Source organism: Delftia sp. SD018 (assembly GCF_017355445.1).
Lineage (GTDB): Bacteria > Pseudomonadota > Gammaproteobacteria > Burkholderiales > Burkholderiaceae_C > Comamonas > Comamonas acidovorans.
Genome location: NZ_JADDRN010000005.1, coordinates 193,471 through 204,697, shown reverse-complemented (window position 1 = coordinate 204,697; position 11,227 = coordinate 193,471). Strand labels below are relative to the sequence as shown.

Annotated in this window: 10 protein-coding genes; 5 read left to right on the top strand and 5 right to left on the bottom strand. The window is 69.1% G+C overall.

What is annotated here, in order from left to right; all coding sequences use genetic code 11:
* Both INR38_RS08140 and INR38_RS08135 read left to right on the top strand, forming a co-directional pair.
* Positions 1-282, top strand: a 282-nt coding sequence (locus tag INR38_RS08140; protein ID WP_207475795.1) for a hypothetical protein, incomplete at its 5' end; no start/stop codon positions are given.
* An 84-nt stretch (positions 283-366) separates the two neighbouring features.
* Complete coding sequence (locus tag INR38_RS08135) at positions 367-675, top strand: hypothetical protein (RefSeq protein ID WP_242698998.1); 309 nt, start codon at positions 367-369, stop codon at positions 673-675.
* Between the two features lie 416 nt (positions 676-1,091).
* Here the strand turns inward: INR38_RS08135 and INR38_RS08130 are convergent, their stop codons facing one another.
* Positions 1,092-3,626, bottom strand: a complete 2,535-nt coding sequence (locus INR38_RS08130; RefSeq protein WP_207443142.1) for an FtsX-like permease family protein — start codon at positions 3,624-3,626, stop codon at positions 1,092-1,094.
* A 96-nt stretch (positions 3,627-3,722) separates the two neighbouring features.
* A complete protein-coding gene (locus INR38_RS08125) occupies positions 3,723-4,943 on the bottom strand; it encodes a porin (RefSeq protein WP_207443143.1) in 1,221 nt (406 codons plus the stop codon).
* Positions 4,944-5,189: 246 nt separating this feature from the next.
* Between INR38_RS08125 and INR38_RS08120 the strand changes: the two genes are divergently transcribed.
* Genes INR38_RS08120 through INR38_RS08110 form a run of 3 tightly spaced genes read left to right on the top strand, consistent with a single transcriptional unit; the run spans position 5,190 to position 8,134 of the window.
* Positions 5,190-6,158: a tripartite tricarboxylate transporter substrate binding protein gene (locus INR38_RS08120; RefSeq protein WP_207443144.1), complete on the top strand. Its 969-nt coding sequence runs from the start codon at positions 5,190-5,192 to the stop codon at positions 6,156-6,158.
* Between the two features lie 20 nt (positions 6,159-6,178).
* Positions 6,179-7,024 carry a TauD/TfdA family dioxygenase gene (locus INR38_RS08115; RefSeq protein ID WP_071954582.1) on the top strand — a complete coding sequence of 282 codons (846 nt, stop codon included), beginning with the start codon at positions 6,179-6,181 and terminating at the stop codon, positions 7,022-7,024.
* 51 nt (positions 7,025-7,075) lie between these two features.
* Entirely contained in the window at positions 7,076-8,134 is a 1,059-nt protein-coding gene (locus INR38_RS08110) for a 3-keto-5-aminohexanoate cleavage protein (RefSeq protein WP_207443145.1), read from the top strand.
* Positions 8,135-8,138: 4 nt separating this feature from the next.
* Here INR38_RS08110 and INR38_RS08105 read toward each other — a convergent pair whose 3' ends face one another.
* From INR38_RS08105 to INR38_RS08095, 3 genes are read right to left on the bottom strand one after another with little or no spacing between them, the layout of a single operon-like run.
* Positions 8,139-9,221 carry an AraC family transcriptional regulator gene (locus INR38_RS08105; protein ID WP_207443146.1) on the bottom strand — a complete coding sequence of 361 codons (1,083 nt, stop codon included), beginning with the start codon at positions 9,219-9,221 and terminating at the stop codon, positions 8,139-8,141.
* Positions 9,222-9,233: 12 nt separating this feature from the next.
* The gene (locus INR38_RS08100; RefSeq protein ID WP_034368767.1) at positions 9,234-10,205 is read right to left on the bottom strand and encodes a quinone oxidoreductase; all 972 of its coding nucleotides are present in this window, start codon (positions 10,203-10,205) and stop codon (positions 9,234-9,236) included.
* Positions 10,206-10,244: 39 nt separating this feature from the next.
* Positions 10,245-11,213: a tripartite tricarboxylate transporter substrate binding protein gene (locus INR38_RS08095; protein WP_207443147.1), complete on the bottom strand. Its 969-nt coding sequence runs from the start codon at positions 11,211-11,213 to the stop codon at positions 10,245-10,247.
* Positions 11,214-11,227: the final 14 nt, after the last annotated feature.

Genomic DNA, 11,227 nt, shown 5'->3' with positions numbered 1-11,227 from the left:
GCCGCGCCGCAGGCGCTGACATACGGGAAGTTGGTGCGGGCCTTTGCTTCGCTCGGCCATTTTTTGGGCGCGCTCGTCGTCCAAAGCCTCTATCATTTCGACCGGCCCCCTGTTCAGGGGCTGGTGCTTCAAAACACCTTTATAGAGCGGTGCGGCCTCCCCGTCAGCGAGGCCTTGTCACGTCTGGATCATCGGACCGTGGGTGCCTGCCCACGTCCCTGCGGTTACGGACGGGATGGGGCTACCCGCAAGGGCGTCCGCACGGCTCTGTACGTGTTTTGAACATCCCGTCCACCTTCTTCGCGCTTCAAAACGTGGAGCGGGTGGCTTCCATCTCACAGAGGAGAGCGAAACCATGCACGCCATATGTCCCATCCTGGTTACCGTCACCTGCAGGGCCAGGCCATGAAGCAGGAAACACGATCCACCAGCGCCAGAGCCACGCAGCTGAACTTCTCCATCACCGAGGTGAACCGAATGGTCCAGATGGGCTGCAACGAGATCTCCTCCATCTCCCAGCTCGCCCAGGCATGGCTGCTATCTCCCGAAGGCCTGCGCGATACGGACGTGGTGACCAACGCCTTGCGCACCATCCAGCACAGCGCCGAGCGGCTGGCCACCTACGTGGAAGACGAGATCTATCTCCTGCGCAACACCGCCAAGCCCGAGGCCTGAAGCATCAGCCTCAGCGCACGAAAAACAGCTGAGCGCAACAATGGCGCATCGGCTGTTTTGCATTTCCGGCAGTCGGCTGTTGGCTATTGGCTGTTCCCCAGCCTCCCCCCTTCTGCCCACGCCTGCGTTGGGCGGGATGCGGGGTGGCAGCCCTGCCGAAGGACAGGGCTGCTTCGTCATCTGACTTGCCGCAGTTGTTTGAGCGAAGCGCGCCAGCGCGCAGCGAGTTCTGCGGCACACCCCGCATCCCGCCCAACGCAGGTCGCCCGCAGCGAAGCGAAGGGTCGTGGGCAGTTTGGGGCGCGCTTCTTTGCCTACTTTCTTGCCGCGCGGCAAGAAAGTAGGTCGGCCGCCGGGCCGAACCCCGGCCTCGAAAAACAACCACCCGGCAGGGGCAAAAAACAGAACCCAAAGACCTACTCAGCCACCTGCCTCAACGTATCCATCACAGGCCTCCTCAACACCTCCCGCAACGCCCACCACCCCGCCATCCAGGCCAGCAAGGCCCCGGCAACGGCCCCCGCCAGCGGAGCCCACCAGGGTACGGTCCAGTTGAACTCGAACACCCAGCGCGCCAGGGCCCAGCCCACGGCACCGGCCGCGCAGCTGGCCAGGAAACCCGCCAGCAGGCCCACGCCCGCCAGCTCGGCGCGCTGCACCTGCGCCAGCAGCCGGGCCTGGGCACCGACGGCGCGCATGATGGCGTACTCGCGCGCACGCTCCTCGCGCGTGGCGGTGACGGCGGCGAAGAGCACGACCAGGCCGGCGGCCAGGGTGAAGCCGAAGAGGAATTCCACCGCGCGTATCACCTGGTCCAGCACGCGCTGCACCTGGGCCAGCGTGGTGCTCAGGTCCACGTTGGTGATGTTGGGAAACTCGCGCACCAGGGCGTTGTCGAAGCCCGCCGCGTCGGGCGCGCGGTAGGCGGCCAGGTAGCTGACGGCCACGTCGTCCAGGTGGTCCACGGGATAGATCACGAAGAAGTTGGCCCGCATCGATCCCCAGTCCACCTTGCGCAGGCTGGTGATGCGCGCCTCGCTGGGCACGCCGCCCACGTCGAAGCCCAGCGTGTCGCCGAGCTTGAGGCCCAGGGTCTCGGCAATGCCGTCCTCCACGCTGATCTCGCCCTTGGCGCCAGGCGTCCAGGTGCCCGCCGTGATCAGGTTGTGTGCGGGCGCCTGCGCCGTGGTGGAGAGGTTGAACTCCCGGTCCACCAGGCGCTTGGCGCGGTCTTCGCTGAAGTCGTCGGGGCTGACCGGCTTGCCGTTGACGGTGACCAGACGCCCCCGGATCATGGGGAACCAGTCATAGGAGGTGACGCCAGCCTTGTCCAGCGCCGCGCGGAAACCGTCGGCCTGCTCGGGCTGCACGTTGATGACGAAGCGGTTGGGCGCATTGGCCGGAGTGGCCTGGCGCCAGCTGCCGATGAGGTCGGTGCGCAGCAGCACCAGCAGCATGAGCGCCAGCAGCCCCACGGCCAGGCTGCTGATCTGCACCACGGCATAGGCGGGGCGCGCGGCGATCTGGCGCGTGGCCAGCACCAGCCAGCGCGGCGCCGTGCTCTCGTGCACCAGGCGGCGCAGCACCTGCACGGCCAACCAGCCCAGGGCCGCGAACAGCAGCACGGCCACGGCAAAGCCGCCCACGGCGATCAGGCCCAGCTTGATGTCGCGGCTGGCCGCCAGCAGCAAGGCCGCAAAGCCTGCCACGCCCACGGCCAGCACCACCACCGAGGCTGGCTTGAGCGCGCCCAGGTCGCGGCGCATGACGCGCAGCGGCGGCACGCGCGCCAGTTGCAGCACGGGCGGCAGGCCAAAGGCCAGCAGCAGGGTCAGCCCCATGCCCACGCCGAAGGCCGCAGGCCACAGGCCCGGTGCGGGCAAGGCGGTTTCCACCAGACCGGCCAGCAGCAGCACGAAGACATGGTGAATGGCCCAGCCCAGCAGCACGCCAGCGGCGCTGGAGGCCAGGCCGACCAGCACGAACTCCACGGTGTAGGCGCCCGCAATGCGCCGCTGGCTCTGGCCCAGCACGCGCAGCATGGCCGAGGCGTCGAGGTGGCTGTTGGCAAAGCCGCGCGCAGCCAGGGCCACGGCCACGGCCGACAGCAGCGCCGCCAGCAGGGCGACCAGGCTCAGGAATTTCTCGGCGCGGTCCAGCGTCTGGCGCATCTCGGGGCGGCCGCTGTCCAGCGACTCCACGCGCACGCCATGCACGCCGGGCGCCTTGGCCTGCTGCTCGGCCCAGACGCGGTAGCGCTGCACGGCCGGCTCGGAGCCATCACCCGCGCCGGCCACGGCCAGGCGGTAGGTGATGCGGCTGGCCGGCTGCACCAGGCCTGTGGCGGCAAGGTCGGCGGAGGTGATCATCACGCGCGGCGCAAAGTTCATGAAGCCCGCGCCCCGGTCGGGCTCGATGGAGATGATGCGCGCCACGCGCAGTTGGGCGTCGCCCAGCAGCAGCATGTCCCCCACGCCTATGCCCAGCGACTCCAGCAGCGGCGCATCGACCCAGGCCTCGCCCCGCGCCGGTATCTCGCGCGTGGCCCGGTCGGCCGCGCCGGGGGCATCGGCCACGCGCAGGCTGCCGCGCAGCGGATAGCCTTCGGGCACGCTCTTGAGCGCCACCAGGCGGCTCATGCCGCCTTGCGCATCGCTGGCGCGCGCCATGGTCGGGAAGCTGGATGTCTCCAGGGCCTGCAGCCCTTCGGCGCGTGCGCGCTCGGCAAAGGCCGGCGCCGTGGGGTTGTCGCCGACCACGACCACGTCGCCGCCCAGCAGCTGGCGCGCATCGCGCTGCAGCCCCGCCTGCAGCCGGTCGGCAAAAAAGCCCACCGAACTGAGCGCGGCCACGGCCAGCATCACGGCGACGATCAACAGGCGCAACTCGCCCGCGCGCAGGTCGCGCCACAGGGTGCGCCAACCCAGGGTCCATGCAGAAGATCCATTCATGCCGCGCAGATTAGCGCAGGCGAAGATGGGCACCCGGGCGCCACGGCTATTGGCACGGCTATTGGCACGGCCGTTCAGGACTATGGGCCCAGCCGTTCAGAACATCAGCCGCAGGCCCAGGTCCAGCCCGAGCGCGCCGGCCGGCTGCATGCCGCCCGTGGTCAGGTAGCCGGGCTGGGGCAGGATGGCCGGGTTGCTGACCACCAGCGGCGTCACGCCCATCACGCCCGGGTTGTTGCGCCCGTTGCCCACGCTGATGCGCGACACCGTGGCGTACAGCGCCGTGCGTTTGGACAGCGGGTGCACATAGCCCAGGGCGAGCTTGTTCACCGAGGAATCGCCGTCGGCCAGGCCCTGGCCATTCCTGAACTGCACACGTGCATAGGAGGCGCGCAGCGCCCCCTGGCCCACGGGGATGTTCACGCCGGCCAGCACGCCCAGGTAGCGGTCGTTGATCGCGGCCAGCGTGCCGGCGTCGCGCCGCTCGTTGCGCACGCCGGACCATTCGCCAAACAGCTTGACCGGGCCGAAGTCATAGGAGCCGCCCAGGTTCAGCGAGCGGATCTTTTCCGCGCCGGCGCCCGAGGTGCCCAGGGTGTTCTCGCCATAGCCCAGCGCCACATCGGCCGCCCCCATGGCCCAGCCGATGCGGGCACCCGCGTAGCGCCCCCGCTTGGAGCTGTTCTCGGGGAAGGCGTACATGGCCTGCCCGTAGACGCCGCCCAGGCCCGGCGGCAGGAAATAACCGATGGAGTTGCCTGCGCGCAGATAGGTGTCCGTGCCCGCCGACAGCCCGCCGCCCAGCAGGCCGCCCGTGGCCAGCGCGCGGGCGATGGCCAGGTTGCTGTTGACCACGGCGATCAGGTTGGTGCCCACGCCGTTGACGGTGAAGGGGTCGAAGGCCCAGTCGTTCAGAAACGAAGGCGTGTGGTCGCGCCCCATGCGCAGCTCGCCCAGGCGCCCGGACAGGCTGATGGTGGCGCGCCGCCCGAAGTTGAGCGCGCCGCCGCCCGTGTCATTGGCCACCGGCGCCTCCAGCCACAGGCCGGCCATGAGGCCGCCGCCCAGGTCCTCGCTGGCGCGTATGCCGATGCGGCTGGCCAGGTTGCCCGAGGGCGACAGTGCCCAGGTGCTGTGCCGCGCCGAGCGCGCGGGGCCCGCGTCCCAGGATTCGCTGCGCACGCTGTAGCGGCTGACGCCGGCGTCCATCACGCCGAACAGCGTGACCGAGGTGGGCGCCTGGGCGGCGGCCGCGCCTGCCAGACACAGCAGGCCCAGCGCGTGCAGGCCGCAGGGATGGGGGTGAAGTCGGGGCATGGAGGTCTCCTGTTCGTCGTGGGGCTGGCGCGGTCCTGCGCCACGAATCGACTCTAGGAAAGCCATCGCGCCGCTTCTTGGCAGTTCATGCCAACGGCTTTGCAATTCACGACATGCGCGGGTTGCCCTGGTCAGGGTTGCCATGGATTTGTCCCAACAAGGCAAATGCCTGTCCCCCAATGGCAAGTCCCGGGAAAGCGGGCTTTCGATACTGGATGCCAGAACACGGAACAAGGAGACACGGACATGAGACTGCCCCACGCCATCGCCACGCTGCTCGCGGGCTGCGCCATCACCATCGCCATCGGCGGTACGGCCTGGAGCCGCCAGCCGCTCAGGCTCATCGTGCCCGCACCGCCGGGCGGCACCATGGACATCGTGGCGCGCGTCGTGGGCCAGCAGCTCGCGTCTGAAACAGGCCAGGCCGTGGTGATAGACAACCGCCCGGGCGCAGGCGGCCTGCTGGGCATGCAGACCCTGCTGCAGGCGCCCGCCGATGGGCAGACGCTGCTGGTGGGTGCAAGCAATCTGCTGGCCGAGATCCCCCATGTGATCAAGATGCCCTTCGATCCGCTCAAGGACCTGGTGCCCCTGGCCTCGCTGGCCCGCTCGGGCGTGGTGCTGGTGGCCGCGGCCAGCCAGCCCGCCCAGGACTTGCAGGAGCTGCTCGCGCAGCTCAAGGCACGCAAAGGCCAGACCAGCTTTGCCAGCTACAGCCCCGGCACCGTGTCGCACTACGCCGGCCTGATCCTCAGCGACAAGGCCGGCCTGGACCTGCAGCACGTGGGCTACGCGGGCTCGCCCCCGGCCGTGCAGGCCCTGCTGGGCGGCCAGGTGGACGTGATGTTCGACGGCATGCTGACCTCGGTGCCCCTGATCAGGGCCGGCAAGCTGCGTGCCTACGCGTTCTCCGGCCCCCGGCGTTCGCGCCACCTGCCCCAGGTGCCGACCACCGCCGAACTCGGCTACCCCGAGCTGCAGTTTCGCGGCTGGGTGGGCCTGATCGCGCCGGCCCGCCTGCCGCCCGAAACCATGGAACGCCTGCGCGCCGCCATCGGGAAAGCGGCCAGCGCGCCGGCCGTGCAGCAAAAACTCTCCGACGTGGGGCTGGAGCCCGAGGTGCTCAACGACACTGCCGCGCTGCAGCGCGAGACACGCCAGATGTCCGAGCGCAACGCCGGCATCGTGAAGAAATACCAGATCACCGCGAACTGACTTCCAGGGAAACACCGACCATGCAGATCCGACAGATCACCCCCGCCATCGGCGCCGAAATCTCCGGCATCCATCTCGGCGATGCCGCACGCGACGCCGCACTGTTCGCGGACATCCGCGCCGCGCTGCTGACCCATCGCGTGCTGTTCTTCCGGGACCAGGACATCACGCGTGCCCAACATGTGGCCTTTGCCAGCCGCTTCGGCCCACTGGAGGACCATCCCGTGGCAGGCAGCGATCCCGAGCACCCTGGCCTGGTGCGCATCTACCGCAGCGACGATCCGCACAGCTACGAAAACACCTGGCACTGCGATGGCCTGTGGCGCCCCAACCCGGCCATGGGCGCGGTGCTGCGCTGCATAGAGTGCCCGCCGATCGGCGGCGACACCATCTGGGTCAACATGGTCAAGGCCTACGAGGAGCTGCCCGAGAGCATCAAGCGCAGCATCGACGGCCTGCGCGCCAAGGCCGGCATAGAGCACACCTTCGGCGCCGTGATGGCGCCCGAGGCACGCGCGCGGCTGGCCAGCGAGCACCCGCCCGTGGAGCATCCCGTGGTGCGCACCCACCCCGAGACCGGCGAGAAGCTGCTGTTCGTGGGCGCGGGCTTCAGCACCCACTTCGTCAACTACAGCACGCCCGAGAACGTGCGCCACGGCATAGACAAGGCGCCCGGCGCCGCGCTGCTGATGAACTACCTGATCAGCCGCGCCACGATTCCCGAATACCAGGTGCGCTGGTCTTGGAAGCCAGGCGACGTGGCCGTCTGGGACAACCGCAGCACCCAGCACTACGCACTCAACGACTACTACCCGGCGCCCCGCCGCATGGAGCGCGCGGGCATCGTCGGCGACATCCCGCGCTGAGGCCCTGCACAGACTCTTTCCTCCCCTCATCCCCACCCACCGGAGCGTCCCATGAATTTTCTCGACGGCCACCTGTTCCCCGAAAACCAGCAGCCCCTGATCATCACGGCGGCCCCCTATGCGCCGGGCTGGCTGCCCGGCGATTTCCCCGAAGACATTCCCGTGACCATGGACGAGCAGATCCAGAAGGCCGTGGACTGCTACAACGCCGGCGCCACCGTGCTGCACCTGCATGTGCGCGAGCTGGATGGCAAAGGCAGCAAGCGCCTGTCCCAATTCAACACGCTGATCGCCGGCGTGCGTGCGCGTGTGCCCGAGATGATCATCCAGGTGGGCGGCTCCATCAGCTTCGCGCCGGAGACCGAAGGCGCGGCAGCCAAGTGGCTGTCCGATGACACGCGCCACATGCTGGCCGAGCTGGAGCCCGTGCCCGACCAGGTCACGGTGACCGTCAATACCTCGCAGATGAACGTGACGGAGCAGGCCGAGGACGCGGACTTCAGGGGCACTTCGCGCGAGAAGCCCGCCATCTTCGACGCCTACAAGGAGATGACCGTGCCCGCCCAGCCCGGCTGGGCCGAGGAGCACATCCGGCGCCTGTCGGCCGCCGGCATCCAGAGCGCCTTCCAGTGCTACAACATCAACAGCTTCGAGTCCGTGGAGCGGCTCATGCGCCGCGGCATCTACAAGGGCCCGCTGGTGATGAACTGGGTGGCGATTGGCGGCGGCATGGACGCGCCCAGCATCTACAGTCTGGCCAACTTCGTGCGCGCCGTGCCCGACGGCGCCGTGCTCACCGTGGAAAGCAATGTGCGCAACGTGCTGCCCGTGAACATGATGGGCATCGCCATGGGCCTGCATGTGCGCTGCGGCACCGAGGACTGCCTGTGGAACCAGTCGCGCAGCGCCAAGGCCAGCACCGTCTCCCAGATCGAGCAACTGGTACGCATCGCGCGCGAGTTCGGCCGCCCCATCGCCACGGCGCAACAGGCGCGCGCCATCAGCAAGATTGGCGTGTTCTACGACACCGCCGAAGAGACATTGGCGGCCAACGGCTTCGCGCCCAACCGCAACGGCGGCAACCAGGGATTTCTGCGCAAGACCGCCTGACGCACTAGGCCTCGCCAACCCGTCCCTGCCCCCGCCTGCGCCAGTCCGAGACGCTGGCGCCGAAAGCGGCCCGGAACCAGTGGCAAAAGCCGCTGGGCGCGGCAAACCCCAGCAGGCCCGCCACCTCGCCCAGGGGCTGGCCACCGTCTTGCAGATGGCGCAGTACCAGTTCCCTGCGGATGGTGTCGAGCAGCGCCGAGAAAGTCTGCCCCTCCGCAAGCAGGCGGCGGTGCAGCGTGCGGCGGTCCATTCCCAGCTGGCGTGCCACCTGCTGGGCCGTACAGCGGCCGCCCGGCAGCAGTGCAATGATCAGCTCCCTGCAGGCCGCCTGCATGCCTTCGCCCCGGCTGCGCAGCGCCTGCTCCAGATGGCTTCGCGCAAAGCGCGCAACGCCCGAGCCCTGCCCCTGACCGCATTCGCGCAGCAGTTGCAGATCCGCCAGGCGGCAGACCATGCCGTTGAAAGGCTGGTCAAACAAAGGGGTCACGCCGAAGAAGGCACGGTGTGCCGATGCATCGGCCGGTGCGCGGTGTACGAAGCTGACCTGCTGCGGGCGCCACTGGGCGCCGATCAGCTCGCGCAGCACGCGAAACATCACGCCCACCGCCAGCTCCATGGACTGGCGCATGGCCATGCCCGCGATGGGCACCAGGTCCTGGCGCACCAGCACCCCGGAGCCCGCGTCCTCGATGCGTACGAACATGCCCGCACTCAGCAGCTTGAGGTAGCGGCACAGGGTGTCCAGCGCCTGGCGCGGCGTGGGCTCTTGCTGCAGCACAAGGCTGATGGGGCCCAGGTGGGACAGGCTGCGCCGCGCCGCCAGGCGCAGCGCGAAATCCTGCGTTCCCGTGGTGCGCGCGGCCACCTCCAGCAGCTCGCGCACGGCATGGATGGGAATCAGCGTTTCCGGGTCGTCGAGCAGGCGCGCCGACAGTCCCGCCGCGCGCACAAGGACGGCGGGATCATGGCCCAGGCTTTTCACCAGGTCGGCATAGCCATGCAGGCTGGCACTGCGGATAAGGCCGCAGGTGACGGGCCTGCGGCCTGCGGCCACGGTGCCGATGGCATGGAGCGCAGGGGTCTGCATGGCAGGTCCATTTCAGGGAATCAGCACCGTCGCGCCCGTGGTGCGGCGCGACTCCAGCGCCTGGTGCGCCTGGGCCGCATCGGCCAGCGCAAAGCTTTGCTGGGGCTCGCTGGCGATGCGCCCGGCCAGCACATGGTCGAACAGCTCGCGCGCCATCTCCAGCATGTGGGCGCGCGGCTGGATGTAGTGCACCATCGCGGGCCGCGTCATCCAGATCGATCCCTTGGAGGCCAGCAGCTGGGAGTCCACCACCACCGAGCCCGACGAGGTGCCGTTGCTGATCAGCCGGCCGCGCGGCTGCAGGCAGTCCAGCGAATCCATGAGCGTGTCCTTGCCCACCGAGTCATAGACCACGGGCACGCCCTTGCCGCCCGTGATCTCCATCACGCGAGCGACGGTGTTCTCGCGCGAGGTCACGATGACGTGGGCGCAGCCGTTGGCGCGCGCGGCGGCGGCCTTCTCGTCGGTGCTCACCGTGCCGATCATGGTCACGCCCAGGGCACGCGCCCATTGGCAGGCGATCAGCCCCACGCCGCCGGCCGCCGCGTGGTAGAGGATGGTTTCCCCACCCTGCAGCGGATGGACCTGGCGGAACAGGTACTGCGCCGTCATGCCCTTCATCATCAGCGTGGCCGCCGTGCGGTCGCTGATGCCGTCGGGCAGCGGGATCAGCACCTCGGCCGGCATTACGCGCACATCGCTGTAGGCGCCCTGCGGGCCCATGAGGTAGCCCACGCGGTCGCCGGGCCGCACTTCGGTCACGCCCTCCCCCACGGCCTCGACCACGCCCACGGCGTCCGAGCCCAGGCCGTTGGGCAGGGCCAGCGGATAGCGGCCCGTGCGGAAATAGATGTCGATGAAGTTGACGGCGATGAAGCTGTGGCGCACGCGCGCCTGGCCGGGTCCGGGCGCGCCGGCCTCGGCATGCTCCAGCCTGAGCACCTCGGGGCCGCCGGTGGTATGAAAGCGTATGGCCTTTGCCATGGAGTCTCCTTGTGTAGCGCCTGCGTGAGGCGCCCTGCATCAGTTGAGCCGGATGTCGAAGTTCCGGACGATCTCGGCATTGCGCTCGAACTCGGCGCGCAGGTCGGTGGACATCTGCTCCAGCGAGCGATCGCCTTCGACGGGTTCGAAGCCCGTGCCCACATAGCGTTCGCGCACGGCCTTGCGGGCGTTGACCCGGGCCAGCGCGCCGTGGATCTTCTCCAGCAGCGGGCGCGGCGTCTGCGCCGAGGCGAACACGCCGCTCCAGTTGCTGAAATCCACCTCGGGATAGCCCAGCTCGGCCAGCGTGGGCACCTGCGGGTAGTCGGGCAGCCGGCTCTTGTAGGCCACGGCCAGCAGCCTGACCTTGCCGCCCGCGATCAGCGGCTTGGAGGTGACCGATCCGTCGAACATGAGCGGGATCTGGTTGCCCATGACCTGGGCCAGCGCGGGCGCCGAGCCCGGGAAGGCCACATGCTCCATGTCCAGGTGGGCCCTTCTGTTGAGGATGGCGCCCGCGTACTGCGAGGCCGTGCCCTGGCTGTACGAGGCGAACGACAGCGTGCCCGGGTGGGCCTTCACGTAGGCGATGGCCTCGGCCCCGTCGCGCGCGGGAAACTGCGGCGAGGCGATGAACAGCATCACCGAGCGCGCCATCTGCGCCACGGGCCGCACGTCCTTCATGGGGTCGAAGCCGACCTTGAGCACATGGGGCACCTCGGTGAGGATGTTGGTCACCGTCACCAGCAGCGTGCTGCCGTCGGCCGACTGGGACAGCATGTGCTTGACGGCGATGGCGCCACCGGCGCCGGGCCGGTTCTCGACGATGACGGGCTGGCGTATCTCCTGCGCCAGCTGGTCGCTGATGATGCGCGCGAACACATCGATGGTGCCGCCGGGCGGCGCCGGCACGATGAGCCGGACCGGCTTGTCGCCGAAGGCGTGGGCGCCACCGGCCAGCAGCGAGGCGGCCAGGGCGATGGCAGTCCAGGGGGGCATGCGTTGCATCATGGGCTCCCGGT

What these genes read in the sequence shown, in the direction of transcription:
- INR38_RS08095 (WP_207443147.1), bottom strand. Translation starts at nt 11,213, where the DNA reads ATGCAACGCATGCCCCCCTGGACTGCCATCGCCCTGGCCGCCTCGCTG.
- INR38_RS08135 (WP_242698998.1), top strand. Translation starts at nt 367, where the DNA reads ATGTCCCATCCTGGTTACCGTCACCTGCAGGGCCAGGCCATGAAGCAG.
- INR38_RS08100 (WP_034368767.1), bottom strand. Translation starts at nt 10,205, where the DNA reads ATGGCAAAGGCCATACGCTTTCATACCACCGGCGGCCCCGAGGTGCTC.
- INR38_RS08115 (WP_071954582.1), top strand. Translation starts at nt 6,179, where the DNA reads ATGCAGATCCGACAGATCACCCCCGCCATCGGCGCCGAAATCTCCGGC.
- INR38_RS08130 (WP_207443142.1), bottom strand. Translation starts at nt 3,626, where the DNA reads ATGAATGGATCTTCTGCATGGACCCTGGGTTGGCGCACCCTGTGGCGC.
- INR38_RS08105 (WP_207443146.1), bottom strand. Translation starts at nt 9,221, where the DNA reads ATGCAGACCCCTGCGCTCCATGCCATCGGCACCGTGGCCGCAGGCCGC.
- INR38_RS08120 (WP_207443144.1), top strand. Translation starts at nt 5,190, where the DNA reads ATGAGACTGCCCCACGCCATCGCCACGCTGCTCGCGGGCTGCGCCATC.
- INR38_RS08125 (WP_207443143.1), bottom strand. Translation starts at nt 4,943, where the DNA reads ATGCCCCGACTTCACCCCCATCCCTGCGGCCTGCACGCGCTGGGCCTG.
- INR38_RS08110 (WP_207443145.1), top strand. Translation starts at nt 7,076, where the DNA reads ATGAATTTTCTCGACGGCCACCTGTTCCCCGAAAACCAGCAGCCCCTG.